This is a genomic window from Micromonospora sp. CNZ309 (assembly GCF_002846525.1).
This window is the reverse complement of the sequence record NZ_PJNG01000001.1, coordinates 6403215-6422098: the sequence shown is the minus strand read 5'-3', so window position 1 is coordinate 6422098 and position 18884 is coordinate 6403215. Positions and strand designations below refer to the sequence as shown.

Annotated in this window: 18 protein-coding genes; 11 read left to right on the top strand and 7 right to left on the bottom strand. The window is 75.5% G+C overall.

Annotated elements, in window-relative coordinates:
* Nucleotides 1–70 precede the first annotated feature (70 nt).
* Both CLT72_RS27775 and CLT72_RS27770 read left to right on the top strand, forming a co-directional pair.
* On the top strand, nucleotides 71–1234 hold the full coding sequence (locus CLT72_RS27775; protein ID WP_250101398.1) for a GNAT family N-acetyltransferase: 1164 nt from the start codon (nucleotides 71–73) through the stop codon (nucleotides 1232–1234).
* The gene (locus CLT72_RS27770) at nucleotides 1231–2340 is read left to right on the top strand and encodes a GNAT family N-acetyltransferase (RefSeq protein ID WP_101414267.1); all 1110 of its coding nucleotides are present in this window, start codon (nucleotides 1231–1233) and stop codon (nucleotides 2338–2340) included. The genes CLT72_RS27775 and CLT72_RS27770 overlap by 4 nt, the downstream gene beginning before the upstream one ends.
* A 108-nt stretch (nucleotides 2341–2448) precedes the next feature.
* On the opposite strand, the gene hpf is transcribed toward CLT72_RS27770, so the two are convergent.
* The 5 genes from hpf to mtrA form a co-directional block, all read right to left on the bottom strand.
* On the bottom strand, nucleotides 2449–3078 hold the full coding sequence (gene hpf / locus CLT72_RS27765) for a ribosome hibernation-promoting factor, HPF/YfiA family (RefSeq protein ID WP_101414266.1): 630 nt from the start codon (nucleotides 3076–3078) through the stop codon (nucleotides 2449–2451).
* A gap of 249 nt (nucleotides 3079–3327) precedes the next feature.
* Complete coding sequence (locus tag CLT72_RS27760; protein ID WP_101415428.1) at nucleotides 3328–3987, bottom strand: ComF family protein; 660 nt, start codon at nucleotides 3985–3987, stop codon at nucleotides 3328–3330.
* Nucleotides 3988–4034: 47 nt separating this feature from the next.
* The gene (locus CLT72_RS27755) at nucleotides 4035–5831 is read right to left on the bottom strand and encodes an LpqB family beta-propeller domain-containing protein (RefSeq protein WP_101414265.1); all 1797 of its coding nucleotides are present in this window, start codon (nucleotides 5829–5831) and stop codon (nucleotides 4035–4037) included.
* Nucleotides 5828–7615, bottom strand: a complete 1788-nt coding sequence (gene mtrB / locus CLT72_RS27750) for an MtrAB system histidine kinase MtrB (RefSeq protein ID WP_199184658.1) — start codon at nucleotides 7613–7615, stop codon at nucleotides 5828–5830. The genes CLT72_RS27755 and mtrB overlap by 4 nt, the downstream gene beginning before the upstream one ends.
* A 12-nt stretch (nucleotides 7616–7627) precedes the next feature.
* On the bottom strand, nucleotides 7628–8317 hold the full coding sequence (gene mtrA, locus CLT72_RS27745; RefSeq protein WP_089001893.1) for an MtrAB system response regulator MtrA: 690 nt from the start codon (nucleotides 8315–8317) through the stop codon (nucleotides 7628–7630).
* A 199-nt stretch (nucleotides 8318–8516) separates the two neighbouring features.
* Between mtrA and CLT72_RS27740 the strand changes: the two genes are divergently transcribed.
* From CLT72_RS27740 to CLT72_RS27720, 5 genes are read left to right on the top strand one after another with little or no spacing between them, the layout of a single operon-like run.
* Nucleotides 8517–9359: a hypothetical protein gene (locus tag CLT72_RS27740; RefSeq protein ID WP_101414264.1), complete on the top strand. Its 843-nt coding sequence runs from the start codon at nucleotides 8517–8519 to the stop codon at nucleotides 9357–9359.
* Nucleotides 9356–9922: a DUF4129 domain-containing protein gene (locus CLT72_RS27735; RefSeq protein WP_101414263.1), complete on the top strand. Its 567-nt coding sequence runs from the start codon at nucleotides 9356–9358 to the stop codon at nucleotides 9920–9922. Before CLT72_RS27740 ends, CLT72_RS27735 begins: the two co-directional genes overlap by 4 nt.
* Nucleotides 9919–11448, top strand: coding sequence for a DUF4350 domain-containing protein (locus tag CLT72_RS27730; protein WP_350821708.1), 1530 nt, complete (start codon nucleotides 9919–9921; stop codon nucleotides 11446–11448). The genes CLT72_RS27735 and CLT72_RS27730 overlap by 4 nt, the downstream gene beginning before the upstream one ends.
* Nucleotides 11445–12437, top strand: coding sequence for an AAA family ATPase (locus CLT72_RS27725; RefSeq protein WP_199184657.1), 993 nt, complete (start codon nucleotides 11445–11447; stop codon nucleotides 12435–12437). Before CLT72_RS27730 ends, CLT72_RS27725 begins: the two co-directional genes overlap by 4 nt.
* Nucleotides 12434–13744 carry a DUF58 domain-containing protein gene (locus CLT72_RS27720; protein ID WP_101414262.1) on the top strand — a complete coding sequence of 437 codons (1311 nt, stop codon included), beginning with the start codon at nucleotides 12434–12436 and terminating at the stop codon, nucleotides 13742–13744. The genes CLT72_RS27725 and CLT72_RS27720 overlap by 4 nt, the downstream gene beginning before the upstream one ends.
* On the opposite strand, the gene CLT72_RS27715 is transcribed toward CLT72_RS27720, so the two are convergent.
* Nucleotides 13711–14697, bottom strand: a complete 987-nt coding sequence (locus CLT72_RS27715) for a stage II sporulation protein M (RefSeq protein ID WP_250101404.1) — start codon at nucleotides 14695–14697, stop codon at nucleotides 13711–13713. The two genes, CLT72_RS27720 and CLT72_RS27715, sit on opposite strands and share 34 nt — an antisense overlap.
* 33 nt (nucleotides 14698–14730) lie before the next feature.
* Here CLT72_RS27715 and CLT72_RS27710 point away from each other — a divergent pair, with 33 nt between their 5' ends.
* The 4 genes from CLT72_RS27710 to CLT72_RS32055 all read left to right on the top strand — a co-directional run bounded on the left by CLT72_RS27710 (nucleotide 14731) and on the right by CLT72_RS32055 (nucleotide 17308).
* Complete coding sequence (locus CLT72_RS27710) at nucleotides 14731–15744, top strand: RDD family protein (protein ID WP_396800509.1); 1014 nt, start codon at nucleotides 14731–14733, stop codon at nucleotides 15742–15744.
* A 93-nt stretch (nucleotides 15745–15837) separates the two neighbouring features.
* Entirely contained in the window at nucleotides 15838–16284 is a 447-nt protein-coding gene (locus CLT72_RS32065; RefSeq protein WP_101414260.1) for a hypothetical protein, read from the top strand.
* Nucleotides 16281–17153, top strand: coding sequence for a tetratricopeptide repeat protein (locus CLT72_RS32060; protein WP_101414259.1), 873 nt, complete (start codon nucleotides 16281–16283; stop codon nucleotides 17151–17153). Before CLT72_RS32065 ends, CLT72_RS32060 begins: the two co-directional genes overlap by 4 nt.
* The gene (locus CLT72_RS32055) at nucleotides 17141–17308 is read left to right on the top strand and encodes a hypothetical protein (RefSeq protein ID WP_158242077.1); all 168 of its coding nucleotides are present in this window, start codon (nucleotides 17141–17143) and stop codon (nucleotides 17306–17308) included. The genes CLT72_RS32060 and CLT72_RS32055 overlap by 13 nt, the downstream gene beginning before the upstream one ends.
* Before the next feature lie 74 nt (nucleotides 17309–17382).
* Here CLT72_RS32055 and ahcY read toward each other — a convergent pair whose 3' ends face one another.
* Nucleotides 17383–18882: an adenosylhomocysteinase gene (gene ahcY, locus CLT72_RS27695; RefSeq protein WP_101414258.1), complete on the bottom strand. Its 1500-nt coding sequence runs from the start codon at nucleotides 18880–18882 to the stop codon at nucleotides 17383–17385.
* Between the last annotated feature and the right edge of the window lie 2 nt (nucleotides 18883–18884).

Below are 18884 nucleotides of genomic sequence, written 5' to 3'. Positions count from 1 at the left end.
CGACATAACACGCCCGACACGCGCCGCGTCGCCGAAATCCGGTTACGCCGTCCGCGAACGGTCCGGCACGATGGCTCGGGTGGAACCTGTGGAGATCACCGAGGACGGCCTGTTGCTGCGACCCTGGCGGGCGACCGACGCCGACGCGGTGCACCGGGCGTGCCAGGACCCGGACATCCAGCGCTGGACCACCGTACCTCGCCCGTACCTGCCCGAACACGCACACAGGTTCGTGACCGCGGTCGCCACGGCGGACTGGGCGACGGGCACCGGGGCGCCGTTCGCGGTCTGCGACGCCGCCACCGGCGAACTGCTCGCCTCCTGCGGGCTCGTCTCGATCGACACCGGCCTGCGCTCCGGCGAGATCGGCTACTGGACCGCGCCCTGGGCCCGGGGCGCGGGCGTGGCCGTCCGGGCCAGCCGGGCCGTCGCCCGCTGGGCGTTCGACGCGCTGAAGCTGCGCCGGCTGATCTGGCAGGCCGAGGTGGGCAACCACGCCTCCCGCCTGGTCGCGCTCCGGGCTGGCTTCCGCGTCGAGGGCCGGCTGCGCCTCGCCGACCCCGCCCCCGACGGCAGCCCCGCGGGCTGGATCGGCTCGCTGCTCCCCGGGGAGGTGCCCGCACCGGGCGAGACCGGTCCCGCCGGCCCGGGCACCCTGGAGGCCCGCCGCGCCGCCGTCTTCGGCGCGCCCCCGCCCGTCCTGTTCGCCACGGCCGGCGGCACCGAACTGCGGCTGCGCCCCATGGAGGAGCGCGACCTGGACGCGATCGTCGACACCTGCCGGGACCCGCAGACCATCCGGTGGACCAGCGTGCCCGATCCCTACGAGCGGACGGACGCCGAGTCGTACCTGGCCTACACGCGCAGCACCTGGGCCGGCGGCAGCAGCGCCTGCTTCGTGGTCGCCGACGCCGACGACCGGTACGTGGGCACGATCGACCTTCGGCTCTCCGCCGCCGACCCGCTGCTGGCCGACGTGGGCTTCATGGCCGACCCCGGGGCCCGGGGCCGCGGCCACCTGCCGGCCGCGCTGACCGCGCTCAGCGCCTGGGGCTTCGCCACGCTGGGCCTGGCCCGCATCGAGTGGCGGGCCAACGTCGGCAACACCGCCTCCCGCCGGGCCGCCGAGAAGGCCGGCTTCACGGTCGAGGGCGTCGCCCGGGGCGGGCTCACCCACCGCGACCAGCGGGTGGACGTCTGGGTCGGCGCGTTGCTGGCCGGGGACCTGGCATGACACCGGAGGTGATCGAGGCCGACGGGGTGCGGCTGCGGCAGTTCCGCCCCGCCGACACCGCCGACCTCGCCGCCGGCTGCGGCGACCCGGTCAACCTGCGGTTCAACCCCGGCATGCCGCAGCCGTACACCGAGGCCGACGCCCGGTGGTGGATCACCGAGGGCGCCCCGGCCGCCTGGGCCACCGGCGGGGCCGCGTACGCCATCGCCGATCCGGCCACCGACCGCCTGGTGGGCGGCGCGGGCATCGGCCAGGTCGTGACGCCGCGCCGGCAGGCCGAGGTGGGCTACTGGGTCGCGCCGTGGGCGCGGCGGCGCGGGTTCGCCACCGCCGCGACCCGGGCCCTGGTCGACGCCGCGCTGCGCCACGGCGTCGACCGGCTGGAACTGCTGACCCACGCCGAGAACCCGGCCAGCCAGCGGGTGGCGCTCGCCGCCGGCTTCCGCCACGAAGGCGTACGCCGGGCGGCCGGCCAGCTGCGCGGCGGCGGCCGGACGGACCTGCTGGTGTGGGTACGGCTCGCCGACGACCCGCCCGGCCCGGCCCACCGGGCGCTGCCCGACCTGCCCGAGGGACGGCTCACCGACGGCGTGGTGACCCTGCGCCGGCTCGGCCCGGACGACGTCGATTTGATGTACCGGCTGCACTCACGGCCCGAGGTGGTGGCGAACCAGGCCCCGCCGGTGCCACCGACCCGGGCAGCCATCGAGCGGCGCTGCCTGACCGCCGAGAGCGCGTGGCTCACCGGCGCCATCGCCCGGCTGCTGATCCTCGACGCGGTCACCGGCGAGCCGGCGGGCAGCTGCGGGCTCAGCATCTCCGACCCGGCGGCCGGCGAGGGTTCGGTCGGCTACGCGCTCCTGCCCGAGCGGCGGGGACACGGGCTGGCCACCCGCGCGGTGCGGCTCCTGGCCGGCTGGGCGTTCGGCCCGGCGAAGCTCGCCCGGCTGGTGGCCGGCACCGTGCCCGACAACGCCGCCTCGCACGGGGTGCTGGAGCGGGTGGGATTCCGCCGGGAGGGCCTGCTGCGCGGGCGCCTGCCGGGACAGTCCGGCACCCGCCTCGACGACCTGGTCTTCGGGCTGCTCCCCGACGATCTGCGCTGACCGGCCGCGACCCGGGAGGCGCGCCGGGCGCGGTGTCGAGCGCCGACACCGGGCGGGCCGGCCCTCGGCCGTGGTGGCGGAGTGGGCCGCCACCACGGCACGTGCCGATCAGGCGTCGAGGGAGATGATTCCGTAGTCGTAGGCGTGCCGCCGGTAGACGACGCTCGGGCGGCCGGACTCCTTGTCCTGGAACAGGTAGAAGTCGTGGCCGACGAGTTCCATCTGGAACAGGGCTTCGTCGACGGTCATCGGCTCGGCGGGGTGCACCTTCTCCCGCGCGATGTGCCAGGGCTGGTCGTGCTCCTCCTCGACCCGGTCGGCCACGGCGGTGGCCGTGGCGGAGCCCTCGGGGGACGCACCCAGCGGCCCGTCGAGACCGGCGACCGGCAGGCCGGCGGTGGCGGCGGCGACGGAGAGCGGCGCGTGTCGACCACGGTGGACGCGGCGGCGGTCGGCCGCCCGGCGCAACCGGGTGTCCAGCTTGGCGATGGCCGCGTCGAGCGCGCTGTAGAAGTCGTTCGTGCAGGCCTCCGCCCGGATCACCGGGCCACGGGAAACGCAGGTGATTTCAACGCGCTGGCAGTGGTCCGCCTGACGCGGATTGCGCTCGTGGAAAAGCTCCACATCGACACGAATAAGTTTGTGGTCGTAACGTTCGATCTTCGCGAGTTTCTCCGCCACGTGCACCCGGTAGTGATCCGGCACTTCGACGTTACGGCCCTTGACCACGATGTCCATGTGACCTCCCTAGTTCGGACGGTCGTTCGTTCCAACATCCGGTCGCGCGCCCCCGGGGGAGGTCCCACTCGGCGTCGACCGGTCAGTGCGGCTACGCCTCCTTTCACCGCCGGGAGCGGGTGGAAAGACCTCCTACCCCCGACACGAAAACGCTAACTCCAATTCGCCCGACAGTCACCCCCGGTCGCCGGGACCGCCCACAATTTTTCACCGCTCATACACCAACGGGTGAAAGGGAAACACGCAGCGCTACGGCCGGTGCCGCTTCTCGGTCGCGGCGAGCACCGCGGCGACCGTGGGTGACAGCCCGCTCGCTGTCAGCGCCCGCCCCACGGCGGCGAGGGTGGCGCCCGTGGTGAGGATGTCGTCGAGCACCACCACCGCCCCGTCGGGCGTGGACGGCACCCGCGGGCGGACCCGGAAGGCCGCCTCGGCCGCCGCCGCCCGGCCGGCGCTGTCCAGCGTCACCGAGTCGGGGCGGGGCAGGGCCCGCAGCGGCCGGCGCACCCGCACCGGCCAGCCCGCCCGGCGCAGCCGGTCCGCGCAGTGCCGGGTCAGCCGGCCGAGGTGGTCGCCGTAACGGGCGCGGGCCGCCGCCGCGGTGTCCGGCACCGGCACCAGCGTCACCGGACGGGCGTCGCCCACCGCCGCCGCCACGACCTCGGCGAGCAGCGCCCCCAGCGGCCGGGCCAGCCCGTGCCGGCCGTGGTCCTTGTACGCCAGCAGCGCCTCCCGCAGCGGGCCGGCGTACGGGCCGAGGGCGACGCAGGGCGGCAGGTCGGGCGGGGCGGGAGTGGGGCGTACGGCCCCGGGGCGCAACGCGCCGAGCGCCGCCACGCACTCCGGGCAGACGCCGTGCCGCAGCCCCGGTCGGCGTTCCCGGCAGCCGGCGCACTCCACGGGCAGCACCAGGTCGGTGAGGTCCGCCCAGAGCCCGCCGAGATCCCGCACGGAGATCAGTAGAGGAAGAAGGGGGCGGTCGGGTTGCCGGCGCGCGCCCCGGCCGAGGGCGGCGCGACCTCCTGCACCTGCTGCGGCTGGATCCGCTCGAACGGACTGCTGCGGTACGCGACCCCGTTCGCCTCGTACATCGCGGCGCCGAGGCGACCCACCGCGTTCGCCGGGTACGCGGCGAGGTGCGTCACCCGCGCGCCGATCTTGTCCTCCAGCCGGCTCTCCCGGGCGCCGTCCACGCTGACCTCGTAGACCGCGGGGCGGCCGACCGCGCCCGCGAGGACCAGGGTGTTCTCGCCGTACCAGTCGACGGCCGACAGGCTGGTCAGCCGGGTGTGCAGCCGACGGGCCGGGCCGGGGGTCGCCCCCGCGCCGTCGGGGCTGAGGGCGGCGACGTAGAGCGCGCCCCCGGCGATGACAGCGATCCGGTGCCCGTCCAGCGAGGCCGCCACGGCGGTCACCGGGCCGGGTACGCCCAGCGGCACGGCGGTGAGCTGCGCCTGGGCGTCGAAGCGGTAGAGGCTCCCGTCGGCGACCACGAGCCCGGCCGGCTGCCCCCGGTACGTGGAGCGCAGCCAGACCGGCTGGCCCATGGCGGCGTACCCCTTGGCGCTGCGGGTGAAGGCGGCCACCGGGTCGGTGCCGGTGCCGACGGAGAGCCACTGGCGGTTGGCGTCGGAGACCACCAGCGCCGCCAGGATCTGGTTGTCGGCGCGGCTGAGCCCGGCGGAGACGACGTTCCGGTTCGCCTTGGCGTCCACGGGCACCGGGCCGGCCGGTTCTCCCGGGTAGGCCAGCGGGTGGACGGCGCCCTCGTAGACGCAGAACCGCTGGAAGCTCTCCGGGAGCTGGTGCACCGGGCGGTCCAGGCGGCGCCGTTCCAGGTCGGGGATGAACTCCTGGGACTGGTTGCGGATCTTGATGTCGAGCGGCCCGTCGAGGTCCGACAGCGACCAGGCGAGTTGCGTGCCGAGCTGCTCCAGCCGGGCCTTGTCCTCCGGCATCTCCAGGTCGACCTCCCAGCGGCCGTCCGTCCGGGTGGCGTTGTTGATCAGGCGGGTGCCGTCCGGCAGCCGGCGCACGGCCGTGCCGAGCCAGGCCGAGGGCCCGGCGGTCAGCCACTTGACCACCTCGCTGACCCGTCGCTCGTCCGGCACGGCGAGCGGCAGGTAACGCTGGTCGGGGACGAGGCGGGTGCGGTCGTTGTTCCAGAAGTAGATCGTCCGGCTCTGGTAGTACGTCTCCAGCGCCTCGACGCTGAGCAGCAGCGCGGTCGGCGGGTTCGCCACGTACAGCCCGCCGTCCGTCAGGCCGTCCTGCCCGGCCTGGCTGCGCAGCTCGAAGGTGTAGGTCGTGGTGCTCGTCTCCGGCGGGGCCAGGGTGCCGTCCGTGCGCAGCTGCCCGACCTGCTGCACCTTGAGGGTGACCTCGGTCCGGTCCGGGGCGTACACGGGCACCGGCTCCTCGGTGAGCCGGACGACGGCCAGCGTGACCTCGCTGCCCTGCTTGGTCTGGAGGCGGTCGCGGTCCGCCGGCACGATGAACTGCCGGACCCGTTGGTAGGCCCCGTCCGGTTCACCGGCCGCGGCGGAGAGGAAGTTCTGGACGAACTGCTCGGCGTCGGTGCCGGCCGCGCTGCGGCTCGGGGGCTCGCCCCGGCTACCGCTGGTCGAACCGCCCTCCGCCGCCGGTCCCGGCCCGTCCACCCGGACCTCGGTGTTCTCCGGAATGCCGCAGCCGGTCACGCCGCCCAGCAGCAGCGCGCCGCCGAGCAGTCCGGCGAGCAGCCGACGCCTCACGACCCCACCTCCGCGTGCCCACCGTTGCCCGGCCGCCCCGGACCGACGGTCAGCGTGCCGTCGGCGCCCGGGCCGATCACGAGGGCACCCTGAGTGCCGGGGCCGATGGCCAGCAGCCCGCCCGGCCGGGGCCCGCCGAAGGGCAGCGCGGCGTCGGCCGGCACCAGCCGCAGCGGCGAGGTGGTCAACCGGTCGCCGGCCCGCGACGGCAGGGTGAGCCGGAACTGGGCGCCCTGCCCGGGCGCGCCCCAGGCCTCCAGCCAGCCGCCGTGCAGCCGGGCGTCCTCCAGGCTGATCGACAGGCCCAGCCCGGTGCCGCCGGTCTGCCGGGCCCGGGACGGATCGGCCCGCCAGAAGCGGTTGAACACCAGCTTCTCCTCGCCCGGCTTGAGCCCCACCCCGTGGTCGCGGACGGTGATCGCCACCGCCGTGTCGTCCATCCCGAGCGTGATCAGCACCGGCTTGGCCTCGCCGTGCTCGACGGCGTTGCCGACCAGGTTGCGCAGCACCCGCTCCACCCGCCGGGGATCCACCTCGGCGATCACCGGGGTGCTGGGAACGTCCAGCTCGATGGCCACGCCGACGCGCTCCGCGAGGCCGGCCAGCCGGTCGGCCACCCGGTGCACGACCGGCACCAGGTCGGTCGGCTCGGAGTCGAGCATCGCGAAGCCGGCGTCGAAGCGGCTGATCTCCAGCAGGTCGGTCAGCAGCTCCTCGAACCTGTCCAGCTCGGCCTGGAGCAGCTCGGCGCTGCGCGCCACCGCCGGGTCGAACTCGTCGCGCTCCGCGAAGATCAGGTCGGCGGCCATCCGGACCGTGGTCAGCGGGGTGCGCAGCTCGTGCGAGACGTCGGAGGTGAAGCGGCGTTGCAGCCGGGACATCTCCTCCAGCCGCAGGATCTGCCGTTGCAGGTTGGTCGCCATCTGGTTGAACGACGCCGCGAGCAGGGCGAGGTCGTCCTCGCCGTTGACCACCATGCGCTGGTCGAGCAGGCCGGCGGAGAGCCGCTGGGCCGTCCGGGCGGCGACCCGCACCGGGGTCACCACCAGCCGGGTGACCAGGCCGGCGAGCAGGCCGAGCAGGAGCACCAGGGCCGCCCCGGTGGCGGCCACGGTGTCCCGGACCTCGGCGGCCGTGGCGTCCTGCCGGGCCAGCGGTACGAGGTAGTAGAGCTCCACCTGACCGAACCGGGTGGGCACCGGGGAGCCGTAGACCAGGTACTTCGTGCGCTCCTCGCCGAGGCGCCCGGTGCGGATCTGGCTGGCGACCTTGCCCCCGGCGACCGTCTCGCGCAGCTCCGGACTGATCAGCGGGCGGACGTTGACGGCGGGCGAGGAGCGGGGCTGGATGGCGTCGGTGTGGTTGTCGGCGGCGAGCGCCACGATCACGCCGGTGGTCTGCTGCGGGTCACCGCCGGCCAGGTAGTTGACCGTGCCCTCGATGGTCTCCTGGAGCTGCGTCTCCTGCGGCTGGTTGTAGAGGCCGAACTGCTTCGCCGCGTAGTCCGCGCCGCTGTCCAGCCGCACCCGCACGTCCGTCTCGACGTTCTCCACCAGGATGCCGGTGATCTTGTCGGCGATCAGGTAGGCGAAACCGCCCACCAGCAGACTGGATGCGACCAGTGTGATGGTCACCACCCGCAGCTGGAGCGACCGCCGCCAGGCCTGGTGCAGGCCGGCGAGCAGGCGCGCGGCCCGGCCGTGCACGCCACGCCACAGCTCCCGCGCGGCGGCGCGCCGGCGCGGGAGTGTCGTCGGGGGGTCCGGGATGGGGGAGGTGGCCACAGTGTGACCAGGCTATCCGGTGCCCGCCTTGTAGCCCACGCCCCGCACGGTGAGGATGATTTCCGGCCGCTCCGGATCCGGCTCGATCTTGGCCCGCAGCCGCTGCACGTGCACGTTGACCAGCCGCGTGTCCGCCGCGTGCCGGTAGCCCCAGACCTGCTCCAGCAGCACCTCGCGGGTGAAGACCTGGCGCGGCTTGCGGGCGAGCGCGACCAGCAGGTCGAACTCCAGCGGCGTCAGCTTCACCTCCTCGCCGTTGCGGCTGACGGTGTGCGCCGGGACGTCGATGGTGATCTGGTTGCCGGGCGGCCCGATGGTCAACATCTCCGGGGCGACGTCCTCGCCGCGGCGCAGCCGCGCCCGCATCCGGGCGACCAGTTCCTTGGGCTTGAACGGCTTGACCACGTAGTCGTCGGCCCCGGACTCCAGGCCGAGGACCACGTCGACCGTGTCGCTCTTGGCGGTCAGCATGACGATCGGCACGCCCGACTCGGCCCGGATCGACCGCGCCACGTCGATGCCGCTCATGCCGGGGAGCATGAGGTCGAGCAGGACGATGTCGGGGCGGTTCTCGCGGAACGCCGCCAGTGCCCGCTCGCCGTCGGCGACGAACGAGGGCAGAAAGCCCTCGCTGCGCAGGACGATGCCGAGCATCTCGGCGAGCGCGGGGTCGTCGTCGACCACCAGTACCCGGGCTCTCATGGGGTTAATGTTTCCATCCCCTTCAGTTCGGTGGGATCCCCGTCACCCGGCACGGTACTGCCGTGGGACCTCGCCGCCCAGCAACAGGTGCCCGGCGTCGCCGCCCCGACGTGCGGGTCCACCCGATCGGAACGGGCGTGTCACCATGATCCCCGCGTGCGCCGTCACGCGCCACCGCCGTCCCTCCCCAGGAGTACGCGTGCCCGACGCCGGCCCGACCGCCGTGCTTCCGCGCCGCCCCCTCACGGTCGGCGAGCTGCTGGACTCCGCGGTCCTGCTGCTGCGCGCCCAGGCCCGGGTGCTGGTGCCGGTCGCCCTCGCGCTGGCCGTGGCCGAGCAACTCCTGCTGTACCCGCTGCGCCTCGCCGCCGGCACCGTACCGCCGGTCTGGTTCGTCGAGTTCGACCGGTTCGGCGTGTTCTGGCTGCTGCTGGCGGTCGGCGCGGCGACCGAGGCGATGATCATCCTGCTGCTCGGCAACCCGGCCGCCCGGGCCGCCGGGGCCGCGCTGTTCGGCCGCGCGGCCCGTCCACGGGAGCTGCTTGGCCCGGCCGGCGCCCGCTGGGGCGCCACCGCGCTGCTCGCCGCCCTGGTCGGCGTGCTGATGTTCGGGGTCGCGCTGTTCGGACCGGTGTGGCTCGTCGGTTTCGCCGTGCTCGGCGCCGTGGCGCCGGCGCTGGTCGTGGACCGGGTGCACCCGCTGCGAGCCCCGTTGCGCTCCGCCGCCCTGGCCGTCCGGGGCGCCGGCCGGGCCGGCTGGATCCGGCTGCTCGGCTACCTGGTGTGGTGGATCGTGCGCCTGGGCCTCGGCATCGGCGTCTACCTCGGGCTGGACTCGTTCGACCTCGTCGACCGGGCCTGGGCCGGCTGGCTGTCGCTGGCCGTCTGGGCGGGCGTGAATGCCGTCGCCTATCCGGCCCTGGCCTGCCTCGACGCGGTGCTGCACCTGGAGACGCGGATGCGTACCGAGGGACTGGACATCCGGCTCTCCCGGGCCAGGGCGGGCACGCCCGAGGCCGTCCTGCTGGCGGCCGGGCGATGAGCTTCAGCCGGTGGTGGACCGAGACCACGGCGGCGCTCGGCGACCGGGTGCCGCTGCCCCTGGTCGCGCTGCTGCTGGTGCTCGCCACGGTGCTGGTCGCGGCCGGCTGGTACACGTTCCCGGCCTGGATCCCCCGGCGGCTGCCCCGATTGCGCCGACGCCGCAGGCCGGCGCCGCCGGAGGCCGCCGGGCAGCCGGTCGTCCCCGCGCCCCGAGAGCCGGAGCTGCCGGCCGCCGCGTACGTCTCCCTCGCGGACCGGCTCGCCGCCGAGGGCCGGTACGCCGAGGCCGTCCGGGAGCGGCTGCGGGCGATGGTCCGGGAGCTGACCGCCCGCCGCGTGGTGCAGCCGCAGCCCGGCATGACCGTCGTCGAGCTGGTACGCGCCGCGACGGACAGCCGGCCGCAGGTGGGCCCGCCGCTCGGCGCCGCCGGGGCGGTCTTCTCCGAGATCTGGTACGGCCAGCGCCCGGCCTCCGTCGAGCACGACCACCGGATGCGGGAGCACGCCGCCGAGCTGGACCGGGTGCTGACCGGGCACCCCGCGGACGGGCCCCGGGCATGAGCACACCCGCCACCGCCGCCCCGGCCCCCGGGACCGCCGCCGCTCCCCGGCGCCGCCGACACCGGCTGCTGGTCCCGCTGGGCCTGGCCGCGCTGCTGCTGACCACGACCCTGGTCACCCACGCGGTCGACCAGCCCGACCCCGGCGACCGGGGGTTCCTCTCCCCCGTCGCGACCGGGGACGACGGCGGCAGCCGGCTCGCCGACGCGCTGCGCGAGCGGGGCGTCACCGTGCAGCGGGAGACGGAGACGCTGCCGGCGCTGCTGGCCGCCCGCAGCGGTGCGACCACGCTCTTCGTGCCCGCGCCGGCCCTGCTGCACCCCGACACGGTCGGCGCGTTGGACTCGCTGCCCTCGACCACCAGGCTGGTGCTGGTGGATCCGCCGCGCCGGGTGCTGGAGGCGGTCGGGCTGCCCGTGGAGCCGGCCGGCCGCCGGTGGGCCGCGCAGGCGGTGGGGCCGGACGCCCGGGGCCTGCCCTGCCCGTTGCCCGAGCTGCGCCAGCTGGGGCGGGCGGCGGTCGGGCTGCAACGCTACGCGGCCACCCCGGACGCCTCGGCGCCCGTCCGGTTCTGCTTCGCCGACGGGCTCGCCCTGGTGCCCCGGGTCCCCGACGGCACGGTGGTGGTGGGCGCCAGCGACCCGTTCCGCAACGACCGGATCGACGAGTGGGACAACCGGGCGTTCGCCACCGCGCTGCTCGGCGGGCCGGGTCGGGTGGTGTGGCTCGACCTGGACGGCCCCGAACCCCCGCCGGTCTTCGGCAACGGCAGCACCGGCCGCCCGGCCTGGTCGCCCACGCCGGGCGGCTCCACCGGGAACGACGGCCCCGGCCGCGGCACCGGTACCGGGGACGGCACCGGCGACCCGGCGGACCCGGGCGGGGAGCCCGACGACGACAGCGACAGCGAGGGCCGGAACGACTCCCGGGCCGACCGGCCCGATCCGCCGAACCCGCTGTGGTCCGCCTTCCCCGGCTGGCTGTGGGCGTTGCTGGCCCAGCTCGCCGTGGCCGCCCTGTTGGCCGCGCTCTGGCGGGCCCGGCGGCTCGGCCCGCCGGCCCCCGAGCCGCTGCCGGTCACGGTCCGCTCGGCCGAGACGGTGCTCGGCCGCGCCCGCCTATACGAGAAGGCCGGTGCCCGGGACGCGGCAGCCCGGACGCTGCGGGCCGCCGCCCTCGACCGCCTGACGCCCCGGCTGCACCTGCCGCCGACCGCGCCGCCGGCCGACGTGGCCGCCGCGGTGGCCGCCCGTACCGGCGACGACCCGCGGTGGACCGACGAGGTGCTGCACGGCGGCGAGCCCGAGACCGACGGGGAACTGCTGGACCTGGCCCGCGCGCTGGACCGGCTCACCCGAGCCGTCGCCCCGCACGCCGCCGACGGACCGTCCCCGGCCGCGATGCCGTTCCACGAGGGACCGCCCCCGGCCGCCGAGGGTCCACCACCGCCTGCCGCACCGGCCGCCGAGGGGCCGCCGCCGCCCGCCGCACCGCACCCGCACCGAGCCGAAGGAGACCCCCGGTGACCCGACCCGCCGGCACCGCCGAACCGTCGACCATCGAGCCCGTCGACCCGCGCGCCGCCCTGCACCGGCTGCGTACCGAGGTCGCCAAGGCGGTCGTCGGGCAGGACGCGGTCGTCACCGGCCTGGTGATCGCCCTGCTCTGTCGCGGGCACGTGCTGCTGGAGGGCGTGCCGGGCGTGGCCAAGACGCTGCTGATCCGCACCGTGGCCACCGCCCTCGACCTGGGCTCCAAGCGGGTGCAGTTCACTCCCGACCTGATGCCGGGCGACGTCACCGGCTCGCTGATCTTCGACCCGCACACCGCCGCCTTCACCTTCCGCGAGGGGCCGGTCTTCACCAACCTCCTGCTCGCCGACGAGATCAACCGGACGCCGCCGAAGACCCAGTCGGCGCTGCTGGAGGTGATGGAGGAACGGCAGGTCTCGGTGGAGGGCGATCGGCGGCCGCTGCCCGACCCGTTCATCGTCGCCGCCACCCAGAACCCGATCGAGTACGAGGGCACCTACCCGCTGCCGGAGGCGCAGCTCGACCGGTTCCTGCTCAAGCTCACCGTGCCGCTGCCCAACCGGGACGAGGAACTGGGCGTGCTCCGCGCGCACCACGCCGGCTTCGACCCGCGCGACCTGGCCGCAGCCGGCGTACGGCCGGTGGCCGACGCGGCCGACCTGGCGGCTGCCCGGGCGGCGGTCGGCCGGGTGCACGTGGCCGAGCCGCTCTTCGGCTACATCGTCGACCTCTGCCGGGCCACCCGCAACACCCCGGCGCTGGAGCTGGGCGCCTCGCCCCGGGGCGCGACGGCGCTGCTCAACACCGCCAAGGCGTGGGCCTGGCTGGCCGGGCGCGACCACGTCGTACCGGACGACGTGAAGGCGGTCGCCCGGCCGACGCTGCGGCACCGGCTGCGGCTGCGCCCCGAGGTGGAGCTGGAGGGCGTCAGCGTGGACGCGGTGCTGGACACGGTGCTCGCCACCGTGCCGACGCCGCGATGACCTGGCGGGCGGCGCTCCTGCTGGCGGTCGGCGCGCTGACCCTGCCGGCCTGGCCGGCGCCGTTCGTCGGGCTGCTGGTGATGACCGGGGCGGTGCTGCTGCTGGTGCTGCTCGACCGGGCGCTGGCCGCGCCGCCGGGCGCGCTCACGGCCGCCCGGCAGGGGGACCGCGCGGTCCGGCTCGGCGGCACCGCCACCGTCGCGCTGCTGCTGCACAACCCCTCCGGCCGTACGCTGCGGGCCAAGGTCCGCGACGCCTGGGTGCCCTCCGCCGGTGCCCGCCCCGACGTGCCCCCGTCGCGGCTCGTACGCGTCGATCCCGGCGCGACCGTGGCGCTGCCCAGCCGGCTGACCCCGCTGCGGCGGGGCGACCGGCCGGCGGTGGCGCTGACGGTGCGCTCGTTCGGGCCGCTGGGGCTGGGGTTCCGGCAGCGCTCCGGCCGGCCGGCCACGCCGCCGTGGACGCTGCGCGTGCTGCCGCGCTTCGACTCCCGCCGGCACCTGCCGGAGAAGCTGTCCCGGCTTCGGGTCATCGACGGCACCCAGGTGAGCCGCGGGCGGGGCCAGGGCACCGAGTTCGACACCCTCCGCGAGTACGTGGTCGGCGACGACGTGCGCTCGATCGACTGGCGGGCGAGCGCGCGCCGGGCCGACGTGCTGGTGCGTACGTGGCGGCCGGAGCGGGACCGCCGGCTGCTGTGCGTGCTGGACACCGGGCGGACCTCGGCGGTGCGGGTCGGCGACGAGCCCCGGCTGGACACCGCCATCGACGCCGCGCTGCTGCTCACCGCCCTCGCCGCCCGCGCCGGCGACCGGGTCGACGTGCTCGCGGCCGACACGGCCGTACGGGCCACGGTCACCGGCACGGGCGGGCCGGCCCTGCTCCCGCGCGTGGTGCACGCCCTCGCCCCGCTCCAGCCGACGCTGGCGGAGACGGACTTCGACCTGATCGCCGGCGAGCTGCTGCGCCGGCAGCGCCAGCGCAGCCTGGTGGTGCTCTTCACCGCGCTGGAGGCGGGCGCCCTCGGCGAGGGGCTGCTGCCGGTGCTCCCCCGGCTGGCCGCCCGGCACCGGGTGGTGATCGCGGCGGCGCACGATCCCGTGCTGACCGCCCTCACCACCACCGTCCCGCAGCGCCCGGCGGACGCCTACGCCGCCGCGGCGGCCTGGCGGGCCCTGGCCGAACGCGACCGCGTCCGCACCGCCCTGGGTCGCCACGGCGTGACGGTCGTGGACGCCCCGGCGGGCCGCCTGGCCCCCGCCCTGGCCGACACCTACCTCCGCCTGAAGTCCCTCGGTCGACTCTGATCAGGTTCGGCGGCGACGGCGCGGCGGCCGAGGAGCACCACGTACGCCAGGAAGGCGAGCCAGACGGCGGCGCCCACGGCGACGCGCACCGGGACCGGCACGGGCGCCGGGGTCACGAACGCCTCGATGACGGCGGAGACCGCGAAGAGCCCCACCAACCCGACCGCGACCAGGACTCCCTGGCGGCCGGCCCGGGCCACCGCCTGCCCCCGGGTGAGCTGAGTCGGTGGCGCGATCCAGGACCAGCCGATGCGCAGGCCCACCCCGGCGGCCACGAAGACCCCGGTGAGTTCCAGCAGCCCGTGCGGGGTGATCAGGCCGAAGAAGACGTCCGCGCGGCCGTAGGCGACCATCACCCCGCCGACCACGCCGATGTTGAGGGCGTTCTGCCAGAGCAGGTAGAGCACCGGCACGATCAGCACCCCGGCGGCGAGGCACTGGGCGGCGAGCCAGGCGTTGTGCGTCCACAGGTGGAAGGCGAAGGTCGGCGCGGCGTACTCGGTGTAGTAACCGGCGAACCCGGACTCGACCAGGTCGGCGGCCGCCTCGTCGCCGATGAAGGCCGCCGCCGTCTGCGGGTTGTCGGCCACGTACCAGATCAGGAAGAGGCTGAGCAGGGTGAAGCCCGTCGCCACCCCGCACCACCAGGGCCAGGCGCGGTAGACGGCGGCGGGGAAGCCGGCCACGAGGAACCGCCCGACCGCCGCCCACGACGCACGCGGGCGGCCGGTGAGCCGGGCCCGGGCGCGCAGCACCACCTGGGAGAGCTGGCCGACCAGCGCCGGGTCGGGTGAGCGGCTGCGCAGCACCGACAGCTGGGTGGTGGCCCGCTGGTAGAGGGCGACCAGCTCGTCGACCTCGGCGGCGTCGAGCCGGCCGCGCCCGGAGAGCTCCTCCAGCCGTCGCCACTGCCCGCTGTGTTCCGCGACGTACGCGTCGAGATCCACCGTCACCCCCGTCCGGGGATCATAGTGTTCACTGTCGGGGTGAGAGCACAACCGCGACCCGCACCGTGGGCAGACGCCGGGCTGGTCAGCGGGGAGGCCGTGGAGCTGGACGTCCGGGCCGCCCGGATCGGTTCCCGGGTGCTCGCGCTGCTGCTCGACGTCCTGGCCCAGGCGGCCCTCATGCTGGCGCTGTCCATGAGCGTCGGCGCCGCGCTCCTCGGCCTGCCGGACGGACTGGTCGACGGTGCTCTGGCCGGCGGGCTCGCGACGGTGGGCCTGATCCTGGTGCTGGTCGGCTACCCGGTGCTGTGCGAGCGCTTCAACCACGGCCGCACGCTGGGCAAGATGGCCGTCGGGCTGCGCGTGGTCAGCGCCGACGGCGCCCCGGTCGGGGCGCGGCAGTCGCTGATCCGGGCGCTGGTCGGCGTGGCCGTGGAGTGGCCCGGCCTGGTGCTGCCGCTGCTGAGCTGGGTGGCCGGGGTGTCGGTGATGCTGACCGACCGGCGCGGGCGTCGGCTGGGCGACCTGGTGGCGGGCACGCTGGTCGTGCACACCCGCGCGGCGACCGCCTGGCGGCCGGTTCCGACGGCGGTGCCCGCGCTGGCCGGCTGGGCGTGCACGGCGGACCTGAGCCGGCTGGACGACGACCTGGCGCTGGCCGCCCGGCAGTACCTGGCACGGGTGCACCAGCTCGCGGAGCCGGCGCGCGGGCGGCTGGGGCGCGGCCTGTGGGCCGAGGTGTCCGCGGTGATCGCGCCGCCCCCGCCCGTGGGCATGCCCGAGTCGGTCTACCTGGCCGCGGTCCTCGGGGAGCGACACCGACGGGCGCGGTACCGGCTGGCGCTCGGCCGGACGGCCGTCGCGTCGCTCTGGCCCGAACTGGTGCTCGCGCCGCCCGCGCCGGCCGGCCCGATCCGGCCGCCGGCACCCGACCTCGCGCCGGCGCCCCGGACCACCGTGCCGACCCAGGCCACGCCCGCGCCGGCCGTGACGGTACGGCCTGCGGTCGCCCCGTCGGCGGGGGACGGCGGCGGGTCGATCGCCGGCAGCTGAGCGGGCTCGGCGGTCGCCCCGACCCGTCCGGGGAGGCGGGCCGCGCGTCGATTGTGGCAGGATCCGGCTCGCCCCTACCGAGACAGGATCACCGTGGCCGACGACCTGTTCACCCCCACGATCGCGCCGGCGGCGTACGGGACGCGGCGCCCGCCGTGGCGGCCCCAGTCGTTGATCTTTCCCGCCGTCTTCGGCGGCCCGACGGCCGTCACCGTGCTCGCCCTGCTCAACGGGCGCCGGCTCGGGGTGTCCCGCCCGGCACAGTTGGCGGTGCTCGGCACCGGGCTGGCCGCGCTGCTCGCCCGGCTGACGATGACGCTCGCGATCGTCGACGACGGGGCCGGCCGACCCGTACGGCTGGTGGGGGCGCTGGCCGGCGCGCTGGTCTGGCTGGTGGCCGCCGCCACGCAGAAGCGCCCGTTCCGGTCGTACGAGCTGCGTGGCGGCCAGCCCGCGTCGTTGTGGCTGCCGGGCCTCGGGGCGGTGCTGGTGCTCGGCTTCACCGAGGCCGTCCTGGTCTCCCTGGTGGCCGTCGCGTGACCGGCCCGGAGACGCAGCTCGCCCGGGTCGCCCACCTGCTGGAGGTGAACCGCCCGGAGCAGGCCCTGGCGGAGGTCGACCGGCTGCCCGCCCCGCTGGCCACCAGCCGGCTCGCGTTCCGGCTGCGGGCGGGCGCGTTGACCGTGCTCGACCGCTGGGACGACGTGGTGACCGTGGCGCGGCAGGGGCTCGCCGAGCACGGCCCGGACGCCGAACTGCTCGGCCGGCTCGGCCTCGCGCTGCGCCACCGCCGCGAGCACGCCCTCGCCGAGCGGGCGCTGCTCGACGCGCTCGCCATCGAGCCGGAGAACCCGTGGCTGCTCTGCCAGTACGCCGACCTCTGCTCGGCCGCCGGCCAGCCCGACAAGGCGGAACGCCTGGTGGCCCGCGCCGCGGCGATCGCACCGGACGCGCCGGCCGTCTTCGCCTCGCGGTTCCAGCTCGCGTACGCCCGGGGTGACGACCGGGCGGCCGAGCGGGTGGCCCGGGAGTTCCTCGGGGCGTGGCCGGGCAACCCCGTGGCGCTCGCCCTGCACGGTGTCGCCGCCGCCCAGCGTGGCCGGGTGGGCGCCGCGCACCGCGCCTTCGGGCAGGCGTCGGCGCAGGACCCGACCGACGCCGACTACGCCGACGCCGCCTGGGAGACCCGGGTGTACGCGCACCCGCTGCTGCTGCCGTTGCGCCCGCTCTACCGGCTAGGGATCCTGCGCACCTGGCTGCTCGCGGTCGGCGTGATCGTGCTGCTCTCGGCGGTCGGCCTGGACGTGCTCGGCGGCCTGTTCACCCTGGCCTGGATGCTCTTCTGCGTCTGGTCGTGGATCGCTCCGCCGCTGGTCCGGCGGATGGTGCTCGGCCGGTGGCGGGCGTGAGGGCGTTCGGGCCGTGGCTGGCCGTCCTCGCCGTGGTGCTGCTGCTCGACGCGCTGCGCCTGCGCGTGCTGGCCGCCGTGGTGTCGGTGGCGTGGCTCGTCTGGTGCGTGTGGAGCTGGGTCCGCCCCGCCCGCCGCCGCGCCCGCCGGGACTGACGGCCCGGGCGGCAAGTGGACGCCGACGGGCCGGCCGCTTGCGGAAAGCGGCCGGCCCGTCGGTGCGGCGGGTGTCAGTAGCGGTAGTGCTCCGGCTTGAACGGGCCCTCCACGGAGACGCCGAGGTAGGACGCCTGCTCCTTGGTCAGGGTGCTCAGCTTGGCGCCGAGCGCGTCCAGGTGCAGCCGGGCGACCTTCTCGTCGAGGTGCTTGGGCAGCACATAGACGCCGATCGGGTATTCCTCGGTCTTGGTGAACAGCTCGATCTGGGCGATCGTCTGGTTGGCGAACGAGTTCGACATCACGAAGCTCGGGTGGCCGGTGGCGTTGCCCAGGTTCAGCAGACGACCCTCCGACAGCACGATGATGGCGTGCCCGTCGGCGAACTTCCAGAGGTCGACCTGCGGCTTGATGTTGACCCGCTCGACGTCGGAACGCTTCGCCAGGCCGGCCATGTCGATCTCGTTGTCGAAGTGGCCGATGTTGCCGACGATGGCCTGGTGCTTCATCCGGGCCATGTGCTCGTTGGTGATGACGTCGAAGCAGCCGGTGGCGGTGATGAAGATGTCGGCCTGCTCGACCACGTCGTCCAGGGTGGCGACCTGGTAGCCGTCCATCGCCGCCTGGAGGGCGCAGATCGGGTCGACCTCGGTCACCACGACCCGGGCGCCCTGCCCGCGCAGCGACTCGGCGCAGCCCTTGCCGACGTCGCCGTAGCCGAGCACGACCGCCATCTTGCCGCCGATCAGCACGTCGGTGGCGCGGTTGATGCCGTCGATCAGCGAGTGGCGGCAGCCGTACTTGTTGTCGAACTTGCTCTTCGTCACCGAGTCGTTGACGTTGATGGCGGGGAAGAGCAGGGTGCCGGCCCGGTGCATCTCGTAGAGCCGGTGCACGCCGGTGGTGGTCTCCTCGGTCACGCCCTTGATGCCGGCGGCGATCCGGGTCCACCGCTGGCCGTCCTCGGCGAGCGAGCGGTGCAGCACGCCGAGGATGACCGCGTACTCCTCGGAGTCGGCGGACTCGACCGGCGGGACGGCGCCGGCCTTCTCGAACTCGGCGCCCTTGTGCACCAGCAGGGTGGCGTCGCCGCCGTCGTCGAGGATCATGTTCGGGCCCTGCCCGTCGGGCCAGGTGAGCACCCGCTCGGTGCACCACCAGTACTCCTCCAGGCTCTCGCCCTTCCAGGCGTAGACCGGGACACCGGCCGGGGCCTCGGGGGTGCCGTCCGGGCCGACCACGATCGCGGCGGCGGCGTGGTCCTGGGTGGAGAAGATGTTGCAGGACGCCCAGCGGACCTGCGCGCCGAGCGCGACCAGGGTCTCGATCAGGACGGCGGTCTGGATGGTCATGTGCAGCGACCCGGTGATCCGGGCACCGGCGAGCGGCTGGGCGTCGGCGAACTCACGACGGATCGCCATCAGGCCGGGCATCTCGTGCTCGGCGAGCTGGATCTCCTTGCGCCCGAACTCGGCGAGCGACAGATCCGCCACCTTGTAGTCGCCCTCGGCGAGAGTGCTCGGCCGGGCCTCGGACGGCGTGCCACTGGCGGACGCCGGGAGGGTGCTGGTCATGG

Excerpts from the sequence above, each read along its gene's own strand:
- CLT72_RS27775 (WP_250101398.1), top strand. The coding sequence starts at position 71 with ATGGCTCGGGTGGAACCTGTGGAGATCACCGAGGACGGCCTGTTGCTG.
- CLT72_RS27770 (WP_101414267.1), top strand. The coding sequence starts at position 1,231 with ATGACACCGGAGGTGATCGAGGCCGACGGGGTGCGGCTGCGGCAGTTC.
- hpf (WP_101414266.1), bottom strand. The coding sequence starts at position 3,078 with ATGGACATCGTGGTCAAGGGCCGTAACGTCGAAGTGCCGGATCACTAC.
- mtrA (WP_089001893.1), bottom strand. The coding sequence starts at position 8,317 with ATGAGAGCCCGGGTACTGGTGGTCGACGACGACCCCGCGCTCGCCGAG.
- CLT72_RS27735 (WP_101414263.1), top strand. The coding sequence starts at position 9,356 with ATGAGCTTCAGCCGGTGGTGGACCGAGACCACGGCGGCGCTCGGCGAC.
- CLT72_RS27730 (WP_350821708.1), top strand. The coding sequence starts at position 9,919 with ATGAGCACACCCGCCACCGCCGCCCCGGCCCCCGGGACCGCCGCCGCT.
- CLT72_RS27720 (WP_101414262.1), top strand. The coding sequence starts at position 12,434 with ATGACCTGGCGGGCGGCGCTCCTGCTGGCGGTCGGCGCGCTGACCCTG.
- ahcY (WP_101414258.1), bottom strand. The coding sequence starts at position 18,882 with ATGACCAGCACCCTCCCGGCGTCCGCCAGTGGCACGCCGTCCGAGGCC.